The 16519-nt window shown below is 72.9% G+C and carries 11 protein-coding genes; 4 read left to right on the forward strand and 7 right to left on the reverse strand.

Going from position 1 to position 16519, the window contains the following annotated elements; genetic code table 11:
• Positions 1 to 8: 8 nt before the first annotated feature.
• Positions 9 to 3920 carry an SAV_2336 N-terminal domain-related protein gene (locus tag AB0D28_RS25745; RefSeq protein ID WP_357389794.1) on the forward strand — a complete coding sequence of 1304 codons (3912 nt, stop codon included), beginning with the start codon at positions 9 to 11 and terminating at the stop codon, positions 3918 to 3920.
• Here AB0D28_RS25745 and AB0D28_RS25750 read toward each other — a convergent pair.
• The 6 genes from AB0D28_RS25750 to AB0D28_RS25775 all read right to left on the reverse strand — a co-directional run bounded on the left by AB0D28_RS25750 (position 3917) and on the right by AB0D28_RS25775 (position 11695).
• Positions 3917 to 4099 (reverse strand): hypothetical protein, encoded by a 183-nt coding sequence (locus AB0D28_RS25750; protein WP_357389797.1) that lies wholly within the window; start codon positions 4097 to 4099, stop codon positions 3917 to 3919. The genes AB0D28_RS25745 and AB0D28_RS25750 overlap by 4 nt on opposite strands.
• Complete coding sequence (locus AB0D28_RS25755) at positions 4086 to 5642, reverse strand: hypothetical protein (protein ID WP_357389799.1); 1557 nt, start codon at positions 5640 to 5642, stop codon at positions 4086 to 4088. Before AB0D28_RS25755 ends, AB0D28_RS25750 begins: the two co-directional genes overlap by 14 nt.
• Positions 5639 to 8026, reverse strand: a complete 2388-nt coding sequence (locus AB0D28_RS25760) for a GTPase-associated protein 1-related protein (protein ID WP_357389801.1) — start codon at positions 8024 to 8026, stop codon at positions 5639 to 5641. The genes AB0D28_RS25755 and AB0D28_RS25760 overlap by 4 nt, the downstream gene beginning before the upstream one ends.
• Entirely contained in the window at positions 8027 to 9229 is a 1203-nt protein-coding gene (locus tag AB0D28_RS25765; protein ID WP_357389803.1) for a zinc ribbon domain-containing protein, read from the reverse strand. It abuts the gene before it with no gap.
• A 1-nt stretch (position 9230) separates the two neighbouring features.
• A complete protein-coding gene (locus AB0D28_RS25770) occupies positions 9231 to 10730 on the reverse strand; it encodes a hypothetical protein (RefSeq protein ID WP_357389805.1) in 1500 nt (499 codons plus the stop codon).
• 377 nt (positions 10731 to 11107) lie between these two features.
• Entirely contained in the window at positions 11108 to 11695 is a 588-nt protein-coding gene (locus AB0D28_RS25775) for a hypothetical protein (RefSeq protein WP_357389807.1), read from the reverse strand.
• Positions 11696 to 12617: 922 nt separating this feature from the next.
• On the opposite strand from AB0D28_RS25775, the gene AB0D28_RS25780 reads away from it, so the two are divergent.
• Positions 12618 to 12944, forward strand: a complete 327-nt coding sequence (locus AB0D28_RS25780; RefSeq protein ID WP_357389809.1) for a hypothetical protein — start codon at positions 12618 to 12620, stop codon at positions 12942 to 12944.
• A complete protein-coding gene (locus AB0D28_RS25785; RefSeq protein ID WP_357389811.1) occupies positions 12941 to 13591 on the forward strand; it encodes a nucleotidyl transferase AbiEii/AbiGii toxin family protein in 651 nt (216 codons plus the stop codon). The genes AB0D28_RS25780 and AB0D28_RS25785 overlap by 4 nt, the downstream gene beginning before the upstream one ends.
• 67 nt (positions 13592 to 13658) lie before the next feature.
• On the opposite strand, the gene AB0D28_RS25790 is transcribed toward AB0D28_RS25785, so the two are convergent.
• Complete coding sequence (locus AB0D28_RS25790; protein ID WP_357389813.1) at positions 13659 to 14561, reverse strand: SDR family oxidoreductase; 903 nt, start codon at positions 14559 to 14561, stop codon at positions 13659 to 13661.
• A gap of 152 nt (positions 14562 to 14713) precedes the next feature.
• On the opposite strand from AB0D28_RS25790, the gene AB0D28_RS25795 reads away from it, so the two are divergent.
• Positions 14714 to 16504 carry a 5'-nucleotidase C-terminal domain-containing protein gene (locus AB0D28_RS25795; RefSeq protein ID WP_357389815.1) on the forward strand — a complete coding sequence of 597 codons (1791 nt, stop codon included), beginning with the start codon at positions 14714 to 14716 and terminating at the stop codon, positions 16502 to 16504.
• Positions 16505 to 16519 lie beyond the last annotated feature (15 nt).

The raw sequence follows: 16519 nt of genomic DNA on the forward strand, positions 1-16519 counted from the left end.
GGGAGGTTATGGCATGTCACAGAGAAGAGGAACGGGCGAGGGGCAATCGCTATCAAGCCGACACCTTCGCATCCCGGCCCGCGACCACGCCGCTGCACGCCGCGCCCGCCGCGCCCGGCACGATACGGGCCGGCGAGATCACAGTGCCGCAGTCGGCCTCGCTCGGTGACCGCCTGGGCCTGCAGCGGACCCTGCGACCGCTGACCCGGCGGGTGCCGTCCCCCCGGCAACAGGTCCTCGACGAGGAGGCGACGGTACGCGTCGCGGCCGAGCACCTGCTGGGCGGCCGACCGTGGCCGGCGGTGATGGTCCCGGCGACCGAGCGTTGGCTGGACCTGGCGGTGGTGGTGGACAGCACCGCGTCGATGACGCTATGGCGGGAACTGGCCGGCGAAGTGGTGGACACCCTCGCCGCCGCGGGGGTTTTCCGGCGCGTCGCCCAATGGCGGCTGGACCGGGACGACGCCGGCCGGGCGAGGCTGTCGACCTGGCGTGGCGACCCGCGCACCGGCGCCGAACTGGTAGATCCCAGCGGCCGTCGGGTGATCCTCGTCGTCAGCGACTGCGTGGACCGGATCTGGCACACCGGCGCGGCCGGCGCCCTGCTGCACCGGTGGGCGCGTCGCGGGCCGGTCGCCGTCCTCCAGCCGCTGCCCGAACGGATGTGGTCACGGACCGGCAGCCGGACGACGCCCGGGCTGCTCAGCACGCCCCGTCCCGGCGCGCCCAACTCCGACCTGCGGTTCGAGCCCTTCGACGGGTCCCCGCCACCACGCGGGGCCGTGGTGCCCGTGCTGGAGATCGACTCGGCGTGGTTCGGCCGCTGGACCCGGCTCGTCGCGGGTGCCCCGGCGGTCACCGCGGCCGTCACCGCCGTGACCGGTGAGCAGCGCGACGCCGTCCTCGCCGGACACGGAGGGCACCTCCCGCCCTCGCGGCGGGTCCGGCAGTTCCGCTCCTCGTCCTCGCCCGAGGCCGTCGAACTCGCGGCCTACGTCGCGATGAGTGAGCCGGTGCTGCCGGTCATCCGCTACATCCAGCAGGCGATGTTCCGCCGGGCCACCCCGTCCCAACTCGCCGAGGTGCTGCTCAGCGGTCTGCTGCGGGTGGTGGACGCGCGGACCGGCCGCTACGCGTTCGTCGAGGGTGTGCAGCCGCTCCTGCTGGACACCCTGAGCCGGCCCAAGATGGCCCGCGCGGCCGAACTGCTGGAGCACCTCTCCCGAACCGTCCAGTCGCGGATGGGCGTGGCCCGTACGCACTTCACCGCGCTCACCCCGGGGCCCGGGCACCCCGGGTTCGGACCGGACAGCCGGCCCTTCGCCGTCGTCAACCTCACCGCCCGGGCCCGGCTCGACCGGGCCGGGACGCCGCTGGCCGGCGCGTCCACGCCACGCCCCGCCCCCGACGACGATGCCGGTCCGCTCGCCACGCCCGATCCGGCACCCGGATCCGCGCCTGCCGACGGCATGCGGGACCTGCTCTCACCGTGGCGGCGGGCGGTACGGTGCACCGGCCGCGACCGGGAACTCGCCGAACTGCGTCGCTGGGTGGACCTGCCGGGGCCGTCGTTGCGGGTCGTGACGGGAGGGCCGGGCGTCGGAAAGACCCGGCTGCTGGTCGAACTGATCGCCCAGCTCGATGCCGCCCCGGTAGCGGAGGGCCACACGGACGGACGCCTCGTCGTCACCCTCGCCGGGGGCGGCGAACTGGTCGTGATCGACGAGGCCGAGACCCGGCCGGGGACCGTCCGGCGGGAGCTGGCCAGAGCCGACCGCGTCGCGTCGACCCACCTGCTCCTGATCACGCGGGCCGCCGGTGACTGGTGGCAGGAGCTGCGACGCACCGGCCCGTCGCGGCTCGTCGGCGACGCGACTGTCGACCGGCTGGACCCGCCCTGGCGGGCCGGCCCGCCGCGGCAGAGCGCGCTGCGTGAAGCCCTGCGCGGCCTGTCCCAGGCTCTGGACGCGGCTGCGGGCACGGATCGCTGGCGCGAGCACGGCGAGCGGATGCGGCTGCCCGACGTCGGTGACGACCGGTACGCCACCCCGCTGTCGCTGCACATCGTCGCCCTGCGCATGCTCGTGCGCACCCTGCGCGCACCGGCGCCGGTGACCCCGGAAGACCTGACGGCCGCGCACGCGACGAGGGAACGCCGGTACTGGGAGGACGCAGCTGTCGCCGCGCAGATCTCGTACGCCCGGCCCGGCGAGCTCGACCGGTACGTGGCGGCGGCGACACTGTACGGGGCGGCGACGGCCCGCGACGCCCAGGACCTCATCAGCCGGCTGCGTCCGGACATGGCCACCGACCGGCCGACCCTGCACCGGCTGGCGAACTGGCTGCACGAGCTCTACCCCGGCGGCCCCGAGGGGTACTGGACGCCCGTCACGCCGGACGACCTGCGATCGGAGATCGTGGTGCCCGCCGTCCTGGCCCACCCCGATCTGGTCACCGGCATCCTGGCGGACCGCTCGGCGGACCAGGTCCGGCGGGCGATGCAGATCCTCGGCCCCGGCTGTCACAGGCATCCCCGGCTGGTCGAGCCGGTCTGGAGGGTCGTCCGCGGCCATCCCCCGCTGTTGCTCGCCCTGCTCGAGCAGACCCGGTCCCGGACCTCGGTGCTGCCACCGGTCCTGGTGGACCGGCTACGGCGGCTGGTCGCCGACCCGGACACCCCGGAATCCACACTGCGCGCGGTCGCGGACGGGCTGCCCGACCCGGCGGCCCTCTTCGCCGGTCAGCCGGCATCCGTCTCGGAACGGCTCGTCGCGGGTTTCCGCCGGCTGTCCGACCGGGACCGCTACCTGACCCCGCTGGCGGACGCGCTGGCGCGGCACCGGGAACGGCTGCTGGCCGAGGGCGCGGCCGACGCCGTGACCGACGTCCTCGCCGAGGAGGTCGAGCTGCGGGCCCGGCTGGCGCAGCGGGCCGGGCCGCAGTCCGTCGACCGCGTCGTACGCGCGCTGGCCGCGACGCTCGACGCACAGACCGGCCACCTGGCCCGGACCGGACTGACGACGCAGGCCCTCAGCAGCGCCGACCGCGCAGTCGCCCAGTACCAGCGGTTGATCTCCCGGGGCTCCCGGGACGCCAGGGGGCCGCTGTGCGCCGCGGAGAACCGCCGGGCCCGGGTGCTGGCCGACCTCGAACGCGTCGACGAGGGGTTCGAGGCGGCGCGGCTCGCCATCGCGCACGGACAGGAGGTCGTCGCGGCAGGGGCGCCCGAGGGTGATGATCTGCTGAACGAGGCCCGCGCCACGCTGGCCATGCTGCACCGTCGCAGCGGCGACCCGGCCGCCGCCCTGGCCGTGGAGAACCAGTGCGTCCGCCGCTACCGGGAGCGGTACGCCGCCGAGCCGGACCGGCACGCTGTCGCGCTGGCCCGGGCGCTGCTCCGACAGACCCTGGACCTCGCCGACCTCGGCGCGGCGGACGACGCGTTGGCCACCTGCGAGCAGGCGGTGGCCCTGATCGGCGCCACGGTTCCGGCGCCGGTGGCGGAGATGGCTACCGCACGCCACTGCCAGGCCATGCTCCTGCGGTCCACCGGCCGGGCGGATCAGGCAGCGACGGTGCTGCGGGAGGTGGTCGTCCTGCACCGCCAGCTCGCCACCGGCGACCCGTCCCGCCGTGGCCGGGACCTGGCCGAGGTGCTGCGGCAGCAGGCGTGGATGCTCGCCGAGACGGGCCCGGTGGAGGCGGCGATCGAGGCGCTCACCGAGGCCGGGGACGTGCTGGCCCGGCTGTTCCGGGAGAACCCCGCCGACGCCACCCTGCGCGCCCTTCTGATGGCCAACCACCAGGACCTCGCCGAGACCTGGGACCGGGTGGGCGAGCCTGCGACGGCCGAGCGGCACCGGCAGCGGGCCCGGCTGCTCCGCGAGGCCGGCGGGGCCGCAGGGCAGCCGGGGTCCTAGTCGAGGGCCGTCCACACCGCCCAGAAGGTCTCCAGCAACTGCGCCGCCCAGCGCTGCGCTCCCTGCGGCAGCCCGGCCCGCACCGACCAGGCTGTCCCCGCGCCCGTCGCGGCGGCGGTCAGGGCGAGGATCACCAACCGGTATGCCCGGTAGGAGGGAGGCAGGTCAGCGGAGCGCACGGGCCACCTCCGCACCGACCCCGGGCCGGCCGCGCAGCAGCCAACGCAGCGGCTCCACCGGGGCCGGCTCGTCCCGGCCGCTGAGGAAGTAACCCACCTGGGCGAAGTCCCGGGCGGCCGTGATCACCAACTGGTCCAGTCCCCGCTCGTCGAGCCAGGAGCGGACCCGGTCCGGCGCCGGCATGGTGCCACCGAGCAGGCGCCGCAGGTGGTCGGCTCGGGAGACCACTACCGCGAGGCGGCATCGCCCGGTATCGACCCCCCGGTTGCGCAGCCATCCCACCACCAGTTCGTAGGCGTCGAGCGGATCGCACGGCTCCGGCACGTCGACGCCACCCACCAGCCCGGCGGCCAGCGGGTCGAGGACGAACACGAAGTGCCGCGTGCCGTAGAGGTAGGCGTACGAACGACAGACGACGGGGTCGAGCAGCCCGCGGGCGGGAGCGTCGAAGAACTGGAGGCGCTGGGCCGTCCCGGTGCCGCCCTGGACGGTCACGGTCACCACCAGTGGCCGCGGCGGCTGTCCCCCGCCCTCCACCCGGCTCACCAGGCACTGCCCGCCGGGGAAGTGGGCGACCAGCCCGGCGGTGAGCGCCTCCACCAACGTGCTCTTGCCGGCTGCCGCCGCGCCGAACAGCGCGATCCGCACCTCGCTGCTCGCCCCGCTGCCATCGGCGAGAGACGTCTGACACTTCGGACAGTACGCCGGCAGCCGGGGGCCGGCCGCGGCCGGCCCGACCGGCAGCTTCCGTCCACATCCGCACCGGCGCCACCGGAGACCCTGAAGCCCGGGACGGAGCATCCGATGCCGCTCGGCTCCCGCCGGCACGTCCCGGCCGTGCCGGCCCGAGCACCGGTACTCGGGAAGGTCGATGAGGAAGTAGCAACGCGGACAGCAGAGACGAGTGCCGCGCCGACGGCGGCGTCGGCGCTCGCCCGCCCGTAACAAGGCGGCCACCGCCAGGGTCCAGAACCAGGCCGGCACCGCCACCAGGGCGACGACCGCGCCGACGAGGAGCAGCGCGGCAACGACCCCCACTGTCAGCCCGGTCAGACCGGCGACCGGCAGCGCGAGCAGGGGCCAGAAGAGGACGATCGTCCAGGTCCTCGACCGGACGGCGGGGCGCGGGACGTCCGGGTCGCGTGCCGGCCCCTGGAGTCGCAGGTGGTAGCGGGGCATGGTGGGCAGGTCCTGCCAACCACGCCGCCACATGCCGCCGACCCGGCCGTGGCAACGCTCCGCCAGGTGCCGAAGGTCGTACCCGGCCTGCCGGTGGGCGTAGTGGACCCAGGCGTAGTCAGGCCGGCGTCCCCGGGGGAGCCGGGCGGTGAACTCGTCGTGCGGGGTCCGTACGCGCGGGACGTCCACCACCCCGCCGAACACGGCAACCGCCTCGGCCAGGCCGAGGGCCAGCCCGGCCAGGACGCCGCCGAGCAGGGCGTAGACGGTCAACGGCGCGATGGTGACAGTGGCCAGCCCGTAGAGCACGACGAGCACCACGAGCGCGGTCAGCAGGAGGACGGCCGGATTGGACACGGTCACCGCCCGTCCGCGCGCCGCCAGCGCATCAGCCTTCGCCGGTCGGCCCGTACGAGGGCGTTCCAGAGTTCCGACCACTTCGGTCCCAGGCTCTCGGCCTGCACCGTCATCTCGCCCAGGCGTTTCTGGGAGCAGCGGGCCACAGCGGTGCGGACCCGCTGGTCGAGGTCGGTCCGGACCCCTGCCTGGATCATCGTGGCGATCTGCGCCGACTGCTGCTCGGCGTTGACCAGGACGAAGGCCAGCACCACGTGGACCGGCCGGGAGTTCATGCCCAGCTCGGCGCGCAGCTTCCGCGAACACGCCTCGGCCAGCCGGGGCGCGTGCAGAAGCACCATGACGGCGGCGGCCACCGCCGGGGAGGCCACAACCTTGTCGCACAGCTCCGGCGTCCGCACCTCCACCAGCTTGGGCGGGAGACGTGCCGCCGCCTGGCCGAGCGCGCCGAGGTCGGGCCGATCGGAGCGCAGCTGATCACGTACGACATCCAGCGCCCGGTACCCGTCGACGGCCTGCGCCACCTCGGGAGGCAGCGTCCACAGCCCGTGCCGGACCAGGATCTGGGCCGCGTCGACGAACTCCGGGTCGGCCTGGTAGCTCAGCACCGTGATGCCCAGGACGTGGAAGGTTCGGGGGTCCAGCGGCGTGCCCGCCGGCACCGTCCGCCGCAGCAGGTCGGCCTCGACCCGACTGACCGGCCGTGCACTCCACAGCACGGCCGCCGTCCGGTTCATCATCGACATCCACTGTGGTGCGGCCATCGCGGTCCGCAGACACTGACCCACCAGGTCGTACCGCTGCGACCTGGGCAGGTGCCGCAGCGCGGCCGCCACCACGGCGGCATCCAGTGGTTCGTCCAGTCGCATCGGCTCCCGCAACAGCACGTCCCACCACTGGTCGCCCAGCACGCCGGCCACCGCCGGTTCCGCCAGCAGCCGCCGACCCAGTTCCTGTCGCAGCAGACCGACGACCTCGTCCGCGCAGGCCCAGGTCTGCGGCTCGTACGGACGGTCCGGATGGTCCGCCCAGTCCAGGACGAACTGCCAAAGGCCGGGGCGCAGGTCGGCGGCCGAGGGCCGCAACCCGAACCGTCCGCACAGCCGCAGCAGCGCGTCGAACTGTTCGGGCGGCGCCGTGCGCAGCGCCTCGACGCACGGCCGGAGCGCCCGCTCCTCGTCGTCCCGGGTCCACGCCGGCGGAGCGGGCGGCGCCGGCTCGTCCGGCACCCGTCCCGTTGCCGCCACCTCCCGCCGCTCCGCGTCGATGAGGGCCGTCCGGACCCGGACCGCGTGCCGGCCGGGGGTGACGGTCCGGCCGGCCTCGTCGAGGTCGCGCAACACACTCGCGGGCCACCGGTCGACGTGCTCCAGCAGCAGGTCGACGATTCCGCCGCCGTACCGGCGCACCAGCGGCGGAGGCCCGTGCCGCAGCCACGAAACCAGCGGCCCGACATCCTCCCGTTCGGGCAGGCGACGCAGGATCGCGGCCAGCGCCACCTCGGTCCCGGCCTCGCCGGGCAGCCCGGCCGCGGCCGCCACCTCCACCGCGTCGACCACGTCCAGGGGGTCCTCGGTGAGGAAGAGCTCGGTCCACCACCGTGCCTCGGGCGTCTCGGGCGTCGGTGTCCACACCTGCCGGACCAGGTCGACCACCAGGAACCCCTGGTCGTTGTCGAGGTCGGCGGCCGGGCCGGCCCAGTCGGGATGCACGGCCAGGATCCGCTGCGGCGCATACGCGGGGTCCAGCGTGAACACCTTGAAGCCGGTCCGCAGGGCGACCCGCTGCGGCAGGAGCAGTGTCACAGCTGTCACCCAGCGCAGCACCTCAGCCGGCTCCTGCGCGACGAAGAGGATCCGCCGGCCGGCGCCGTCCCGCAGGGTCGACAACAGGGCGGTGAGCAGAGCGGCGCCTTCCGGGGATCCACGCACGAACGCCTGGGCGTCCACCGCGCCCAACGGGCCCGGCTGCCAGCCCGCCTCGATCGGCGGGCAGCCGGGCCCGTCCGCCGGCTCGCTTGTCCAGAACGGCGCCCCGAACAGCTGGGCCGGGCGGACCAGGCCGTAGGAGGCCGGGTCGCTTGTCACGATCGCGTGGGTGAGATGGTTGCCCTCGCGCCCTCCGCCGCTCTCCCTGCCGAGGTACACGCCGGTCGCGGTGGCCAGGAGCCCGTCCCAGACGTGGGCGAAGGAGACGGGATAGGTGTTTGCCGCACGCCGCTCCCGCATCCACCGGGGCGGCGGCTCGTAGAGCAGGCAGTGTTGCACCACCGCCTCCGCGCCCTGGTCCGCGCCGGTGGACCGGGACTGGAATTGCAGTCCCGGTGTGCCGAGCAGCCCCTGACCTTCGCGGCAGTCGGTGTAGATGAGGGTGTCGAACCGCCCGGTCATTCAGTCCTGCCGGGGCACGACGCCGAACCGGTTGAGACTGAGCAGCCACAGCAGCGGCTCGTCCACCCGGTAGGGGCGGACACCGCCGGGCTCGACGAGCGCGTTGTCGTAGTCGGGCGGCGCGCCGAGCGCGGAGACGCAGAAGTAGCGGAACGTCCGGTAGTTCTGTCGCAGGAGCTGCTCGATGTCGTCGCCCTTCCAGCTGCGGAGCAACGCGGCTACGGCCTCGTGGGTGGCCCGGCCCAGCCGCTCGTCGTACGCGGGCCCGGGCCGCGGCTCCTGGCAGAGCGGGTGTTCCCGTCCCAGGACGTCGAAGAAGGCGTCCATCTTGGCGAACGCGACAGCGACCGGCTTGCCGATGCGCTCGCTCCCGCTGACCCCGGTGCTGGCGCGCAGGCTCTGGGTGAGCCGGTCCACCACCTCGATGGTCTCCTCGGTGGAGCGGATCGCGGATCGGGGAAGCCGCAGCCGCTCCCGGGCCTCCGGGAGCATGAACGGGTCGAGCAGCAGGATCAGCCCGTCCGCGGCGCCGACGTACGCCAGGTCGTGTGCGCCACTGAGGCTCCCGACGTCCTCCCCCGCCGTGTCGTGGAAGGACAGGTAACTGGTGCGGTAGGTGGTGCGGCCCCACTTGCGGTGCTCGCTGCGCCACTCGAAGACCAGGGGCTCGCGACGGCGTTCCCGGTTCGGTGCGGTCTGCGCCGGCAGCTTGTGTTCGGTGAACATCCGTTCCACGTTGTCGGCGAGCCAGCGCGACGGCGACTCCGACCCGCCCTGCCGGTCGCCGGTCATCCGGATGCCCGCGCCGAACCGCCGGCGCAGTTCCGCCGAGCGCAGCTGCCGGGCGAGCACGGTCAGGTAGACCGACTTGCCGGTGCCCTTACCGCCGAACATCGCGATCATCGGGCTGGCCGAGTGCCCGAAGTTGGGCGGTAGCGGGGTGTGGCACTCCGGGCATGCGCGGACGCCGGTACGCCCGCCGCAGTGCGGGCACAGCGCCAGGCGTGCCGGACGCAACCGCTGGGTACGGGGCGGCGCGAAGGTGGGCAGTACCGCCGAGCCGAACCCGGTCCTGCGCCGGCGTTGCTCGTCGACCCGCGTCCGGCATCCGTCATGGTCGGCGTCGCCCTGGCCGAGACACTGGAACCACAACGCCGTGCCGTCGATGCGTTCATAGCAGAACGGGCATACCACCTCAGACAACTCAGGTCACCTTCATCGATCCGACAGTGGGCAGGGCGACCACGGTGGGCACCGGGCCGTGGACGAAACAGCGGATCCAGTACGGATGCGCGCGCCGCGGCAGCGACGGCACCGCCACCTCCAGGTCGTGCGGCCGCTCGGGGCGCAGCTCCAGGTGTTCGGCGACGGCCAGCACGGACCCCTCTTCGACGCTTCCCGGCATGGTGGGCTCCGAGCCGAGCACCACGGTCGCCGTCACGCCGACGAGCACGGCGTCCGCCTGGAGCCGGACGGTGATCCGCCGTCGTCCCGCCCGCCAGAGCGGGCTGCGGTGCAACGAGTAGGAGACAGCCACCGGGCGCGCCGGCAGGGTGACCTCCCGTACCGCCGACCGCACCTCGTCGCCGACGACGTCCGTCACGACGACGACCCGGGCCACCGACTGTCGTGTGCCGGCGGGGATCCGGAAGCCGTTCGCGCCGGCGTAGGCCGACCGGGTCACCTCGTGACGCATGGTCCCGCCCGGGGCGGGCCACTCCACGACGGCCCGCCGCGCCCCGTGCGGCCAGATCCAGGTGAGGACGACGTCCTCGCCCCGCCGTTCCGCCTGCAGCCGTCGCACCGGCTCGGCGATGCCGAGCGCCACGAACCGGCCAGCGGTCAGCCGCTCCCCGTCGATCACGAAGGGCACGTAGAGGTGGTAGCCGACGGGGACCTCGGCGACGAAACCGGTCTCACCGTCACTGGTCTCCCTGGCGCCGGTCAGCTCCTCGCCGAAGGTGTCCAAGACCGTCATCGGCAGCGCGGAACCCACCGTCCAGGGCGGCGGCGAGGCGCAGCGGTGCACGCGGACCTCTCGGCCACCGGCGTCCGGCCACGACACGCGTACCCGGCACCGGTCGCCGCGAGCACCAAGCACCGACACGGTCAGCTCTGGGACTCCTGCCGTGGTGGCGGACCCGGTGTCGCCGGCCGTGGTGGACTCGCGGTCCGCCCCTGCTCCCCCTGCGGTGTCGGCAGGTCGCACGGGGGACGTGGTGGCCCCGGCCGGATCCTCCAGGCGAGCCAGGACGAACGAGCGGACCTCGGCCTGCCAGGACGGATCCACCGCGCCGCCGCCTGCCCTCACCGGCGCCGGACCCGTGGTGGGCGGTGGCGCGGCGAAGTGCCGGGCCTCCGCCATCGCGTCGCGTATTCGCCTCCGCATCGATTCCCGCGGCCGCGACGCCCTGGCGCCGTGCTCCTGCCACCAGGCCGGATCAGTCATGGAGTCACCGACGGTGCGGATCAGCTCCTCGTCGGCCCGGATGAGCAGCCGGCAGATCTCCGCCCGGCTGTCCGGTCCGACGGCGCTGTCCTGCCAGAAGCGGCGTACGACGGTCAGGTGACGGATCAGTTCCGCGCGGGTCCAGCCCGGCTCCACCGCGTAGCGGGCGGCAAGGTCACCGGGGGGAAGGCGCCCGTGGTGACCCCGCAGAGGCTTGATGACCTCGCGGTCGTAACGCTCGGCGTCGAACGCCATGGGTCAGCGAAAACTCGGGCGACGGGGAGCGGGGCGGGGTCCAGGCGAGCGGCCGCCGGTCAGGTCCGGCGCCCACGTCCATGCATGCACATCGGTGAGATCATCACAGCCCGGCGGGTGATCACAAGCAACTGTCGTCGGCTGGACAGATCATCGGTGGCGCGACGAACTCCGCCCCCGGCCGGGGCCGGGGGCGGAGTCGGCGTCGGTGTGCATGTCGCCTCTCGGCGAGTGGCGCGACGCGGCTCCAGCCGAACGGTATTCCGCGAAGGCAATTTAGGTGAGGCCCGGGGACACTGAACACACCGACGCTCTGCACAACGGTACCGGGGTCACGGTTCTTCCGCTCGTTCGTCGTGACCCCGGTCACCGCCGGGTCAGCTGTTCCAGTGCTGGGCGACGAGGTCGGCGGCCTGCTGTTCCCACTGGGCGTAGTGGTCGGGATAGGCCGACACCTGGACGGTCTGGGCGGCCTTGGTCAGTGGCATGTCCTTCCAGCCGTCGACCTGCTTGAGACCCTTCAGGAACGCGGTCGTGGAGTACTCGGGGTCGGTGATCTGCTCCACCGTGCCCCAGCCGCTGGAGGGACGCTGCTGGAACAGGCCCTGCGAATCGTGGTCGTTACGGTCGCCGAGGTGGCCGAGGTTCTCCAGCTTCGACTCCTGCAGGGCGGTGGCGATCGACACGACGGCGGCACGTTCGTCCATGCCGGCCTTCTTCGTCGCCGCGATGATCGCCTTGACGTTGGCGGTCTGCTCGTCGGTCAGGTCGATGTGGGACTGGGTGCCCTGGACGCCGTGCGGGATGAGCGTGGCGGTGTCGAGCGTGGCCGCCTGCGTCGTGGTGACGGCGGTGTCCCGGGTGGTGGGGGTGCTGTCGGTGTGGTTGAGGGGGCCGGCGGCGAGGCCACCGGCGACGGTCAGACCGGCGATACCGAGGATGCTCTTACGCAGGATGCTGTTCATGGGGGGCTCCATTCGGGGGTCGACGCCCGCGCCGTGAAGGGGGGATGCGGTGCGGGTGCGAGCACCGTCAGGCGCTCTTCAAAAAAGGGGGGTCGGTCCGGTTCACGCCGCGCCCGCTCACGCCGGACGGCGCGGGGCTGAGGTCGTGGCCGGAGGTATGTGCAACGACCACCGGCCCACCCGTCATTCCCGGGGCCGTGCCGCCCACCCCGGCTGGGGTGCGGGAGGCGCGCTGCTGCGGTCGTGCACCAGGTATAACGCCCCGGCCCGGTCCCCGATTCCGCCACCGGGGTGTCCCCGACCACCCCCAAACCCCGACACCCCGCCCACCCGCGGACACCGTCACCTACCCGCCCGATCCCGTCCACTCGCTCCCGCACCGCACCGCACCGCGCCGCCCTGGGCTGGGCTGGGCTGGGCTGGGCTGGGCTGGGCTGGGCTGGGCTGGGCTGGGCTGGGCTGGTGATCATGAAGTTGACGGCATCAGGTGTCCGTTTTGCCGCCGCCAACCTCATGATCGACGACCGGGGGCGGACCGGCTCGACCCCACGAGAGAGATCTTGGAAGGAAACGGCCCTCATGGGGGCCAAAATCCTCCAAGATCTCAACCGCCCCAGCCCACTCCCCATTCGAGCCCTCGCAGAAGCCGGATGTCCGCTTTGTCCACGCCGACCCGGCAACGTCGCACAGTCCGACCCCCGGCGCGGACCGCACCGCCCCCCGCGCCCGCCCCGGCAGGAGATCTTGGTACGGGACCGCCCCGATGAGGGCGGTTCTGCACCAAGATCTCCTGGCGAGCCCAGTTGATCATGAAATAGGCGGGGACGAATCGGGCGGCGGGTGCCGCTAATTTCATGATCGACGGGTTGAGGGGTGGGCGGGAGCGGGGGGAACGGCGCCGGGTTGGGGTTACCCTGATGCCATGTCGGTCAGCACGCACGCGTACCTCGCCCGTCCCGGGCGACCCGCCGTGGTGGCGCGCACCCTCGACGAGCTGGCCGGTCCCACCACGGGCATCGTCGAGCTGCCGGTACGCCTGATGTGGAGCAGCGAACGCGCGTTCGACCTGGGCGACCCCGACGAGCTGCTCTGGATGTACGAGAACGTGCTGCGCGAGACCACCCGCGTGGAGGACCTGCGCGAGCTGATCCACGCGGGCACGTTGCGCCGGTTGTGGCCGCTGCTCAACCTGCCCCGGGGCGTACGCCTGGCCTGGGAGGGCCGGCACCGGAGCCTGCTCCCGGCGTGACCCACCCGCACGAGTTCTACCGGCAGGTGGCCCGGGTGGCCCTGGCCGCCGCGGGCCCGCACCGCTTCGTGCTCGGCGGCGGCGTCGCGTGGGCCGCGCACGGCCTGGTCACCCGCCCCACCGAGGACGTCGACCTGTTCGCCGACGTGGAGGGCGCCGCCGCCGCTGCGGCCGACGGGGTACGCGCGGCGCTGGAACGGGCCGGCTACCGGGTGACCGAGGTGGATCCGGGCGGGCTGGGCGAGGTGTTCGACGGCTTCGACCGGGATCTGCGCGACTTCGTGGTGAGCCGGGACGGGCGGCAGATCCGGCTCAGCCTGGCCCGCCTGGACCGGCACCGCAGCCCGGTGGTGATGGATCTCGGCCCGGTCATGGACGTGCGCGACCTGATCGCCAACAAGACCGCCGCGCTGGTGAACCGGCGGGAGGTACGCGACTACATCGACGTGTCCGCCGCGCTGGACCGGTACACGGTGGCGCAGTTGCTGGAGCTGGCCCGGCAGGTGGACCCGGCGCTGGACGACGAGGACGTGCGCGCGGCGGGCCGCTACCTCGACGGCCTGGCCGACCGGCGGTTCACCCGCTACGGCCTGGACGCGCCGGGCATCGCCGAGGTACGCCGCCGGATGGCCGCCTGGCCCCGCTGAGCAGCGGAACCAGACGGCCGGCGCGAAACAGACGGCCGCCAAGGGGGCCGGGCGGGCGGGCGACGGCTCACTTCGTCGGGCGGCCACCGGTGACGCCGAGGATCTCGCCGGTGACGTAGCTGGACTCCTGCGAGGCGAAGTAGACGTACGCGGGCGCCAGCTCGGCCGGCTGACCGGGACGGCCCAGCGGCGTGTCGGTGCCGAACTCCTTCACCTTCTCCCTCGGCATGGTGGCCGGGATCAGCGGCGTCCAGATCGGGCCGGGCGCCACCGCGTTGACCCGGATGCCGCGCTCGGCCAGGTTCTGCGCGAGCGCCTTGGTGAAGTTGGCGATGGCGGCCTTGGTGGTGGCGTAGTCGAGCAGCTGCGGCGACGGGTCGAACGCCTGGATCGACGACGTGTTGATGATCGTCGAGCCTTCCTTCATGTGCGGCACCGCGAACTTGCAGAGCCAGAACATGGCGTACACGTTGGTCTTGAAGACCCGGTCGAACTGCTCGGTGGTGATGTCGAGCAGGCCGTTGTCCTGCGACATCTGGTACGCCGCGTTGTTGACCAGGATGTCGACGCCGCCGAGGTCGCGTACCGCCTGGTCGACAAGGGCGCGGCAGTTGTCCTCCTCGCGCAGGTCGCACCGGACCGCGACGCCGGTGCGCCCGGCCCGCTCGATCAGGGCGACCGTCTCCCGGGCGTCCTTCTCCTCCTCGTCGGCGAGGTAGGTGACGAGCACGTCGGCGCCCTCGCGGGCGAACGCGATCGCCACGGCCCGGCCGATGCCGGAGTCACCGCCGGTGATGATCGCGCGCTTGCCGGTGAGCCGGTCGCTGCCCCGGTACGACTCCTCACCGTGGTCGGGCTTCGGCCCCATCTCCTGCTCGTTGCCGGGCGGCGTCTGCTGTTGCGACGGCTGGCCCGCGCGCTGTCCGTACTGCTCGGCCGGGTGCTGCTGGGTGAACTGGTCCTCGCTCATGGATGCGCCCCTACCCCGGTGACCGGCGGGAAAACAGCAGCGCGTGACCGGAAGGGAAACAGTTCGGGCCGGTGTGGCGCAGGTGACATGTGGTGGTTATGGTGCGCAGCGGCGCCCACGAGGCGCGTACCCCCCATTCGGAAAGGCACCTCATGACCTCCTCCTCCGGCGCCTCGCGGCGCCAGGTGCTGGCCGTCGCGGCCGCCGCCGCGACCGCTCCCCTGCTGGCCGGCGCGCCCGCCGGGGCGAAGCCGAAGCAGCCGAAGACCTGGGACCTGACGATCCTCGGCACGTCGGACACCCACGGCAACGTCTACAACTGGGACTACTACAGGGACGCGGAGTTCGACGACAGCAAGCACAACGACGTCGGCGTCGCGAAGCTCGCCACACTGGTCAACCAGATCCGCGCCGAGCGCACCGGCCGGGCCACGCTGGTCCTGGACGCCGGTGACACCATCCAGGGCACGCCGCTGGCGACCTACTACGCCAAGCAGGAGCCGATCACCAGCACCGGTGAGACGCACCCGATGGCCCGCGCCATGAACATCCTCAAGTACGACGCGGTGACGCTCGGCAACCACGAGTTCAACTACGGCCTGCCGCTGCTGGCGACCTGGATCGAGCAGCTCGGCTTCCCGGCCCTCGCCGCGAACGCGCTGAACGCCAAGACCGGCAAGCCGGCCTTCCTCCCGTACGTGATCAAGGAGGTCAAGCTCGGCGGGCACGGCGCACCGAAGCTGCGCGTGGGCATCCTCGGCCTGACCAACCCCGGCGTGGCCATCTGGGACAAGGGCAACGTCGAGGGCCGCCTGGTCTTCGCCGACATGGTCGCCACCGCCGCGAAGTGGGTGCCGGAGATGCGCCGTCGTGGCGCCGACCTGGTGGTCATCTCCGCCCACGGCGGCGACAGCGGCACCTCCAGCTACGGCCCGGAGCTGCCGAACGAGAACCCGACCGCGCTGATCGCCGAGCAGGTCCCCGGCATCGACGCGATCCTGTTCGGCCACGCGCACAACGAGGTGCCGGAGAAGTTCGTCACCAACCGCACCACCGGCGAGCGGGTCCTCACCTCGGAGCCGTCCAAGTGGGGCCAGCGGCTGACCCGGATGGACTTCACGCTGACCCGGGAGAAGGGCCGCTGGACGGTCACCGCCAAGTCGGCAACCACGCTCAACACAAACACCGTGGTCGAGGACCCGGCGGTGCTCGCGGCCGTACGCGGCCAGCACGCCAAGACCGTCGAGTACGTCAACCGGGTCGTCGCGCGGTCCAGCGTGGAACTGTCCGCCGCCGAGTCGCGGTACAAGGACACCCCGATCCTGGACTTCATCAACCACGTCCAGACCGAGGTCGTCACCGAGGCCCTCGCCGGCGGCGAGTACGCGGGCCTGCCGGTGCTGTCCATCGCCGCGCCGTTCAGCCGCACCGCGGTGTTCCCGCAGGGCGACGTGCGCATCCGCGACGTGGCGGGTCTCTACGTGTACGACAACACGCTGGAGGCGGTCGTGCTGACCGGCGCCGAGGTGAAGGCGTACCTGGAGTACTCGGCGAAGTACTTCAAGACCTTCCCGGTCGGCACCACTGTCGACGTCGAGAACATCAACGACACCAACGTGCCGGACTACAACTACGACGTGTTCTCCGGCGTCGACATCGACATCGACATCGCCAGGCCGGTCGGGCAGCGGATCACCCGCCTGGTGCTGGCCGGCACCGACACGCCGGTCGCGGCGGACGCCCGGTTCGTGGTGGCGGTGAACAACTACCGGCGCAGCGGCGGCGGCAACTTCCCGGGCATCGTGAAGACCCAGGTCTACAACGCCCAGCAGGAGATCCGCCAGTTGCTCATCGACTGGGCGCAGGCCAGGGGCGTCATCGACCCGGCCGACTTCTTCGTACCCAACTGGAAGCTGGTCCGCGACGGCGTGCCGGTCTTCTGACCGTGGGGCGGCGGG

This window comes from Micromonospora sp. NPDC048169 (genome assembly GCF_040652815.1).
Taxonomy (GTDB): Bacteria; Actinomycetota; Actinomycetes; order Mycobacteriales; family Micromonosporaceae; genus Micromonospora.

Bases quoted from the DNA above. Each gene is read 5' to 3' on its own strand.
- AB0D28_RS25745 (WP_357389794.1), top strand. From the start codon at position 9: ATGGCATGTCACAGAGAAGAGGAACGGGCGAGGGGCAATCGCTATCAA.
- AB0D28_RS25790 (WP_357389813.1), bottom strand. From the start codon at position 14,561: ATGAGCGAGGACCAGTTCACCCAGCAGCACCCGGCCGAGCAGTACGGA.
- AB0D28_RS25760 (WP_357389801.1), bottom strand. From the start codon at position 8,026: ATGACCGGGCGGTTCGACACCCTCATCTACACCGACTGCCGCGAAGGT.
- AB0D28_RS25795 (WP_357389815.1), top strand. From the start codon at position 14,714: ATGACCTCCTCCTCCGGCGCCTCGCGGCGCCAGGTGCTGGCCGTCGCG.
- AB0D28_RS25780 (WP_357389809.1), top strand. From the start codon at position 12,618: ATGTCGGTCAGCACGCACGCGTACCTCGCCCGTCCCGGGCGACCCGCC.
- AB0D28_RS25775 (WP_357389807.1), bottom strand. From the start codon at position 11,695: ATGAACAGCATCCTGCGTAAGAGCATCCTCGGTATCGCCGGTCTGACC.
- AB0D28_RS25770 (WP_357389805.1), bottom strand. From the start codon at position 10,730: ATGGCGTTCGACGCCGAGCGTTACGACCGCGAGGTCATCAAGCCTCTG.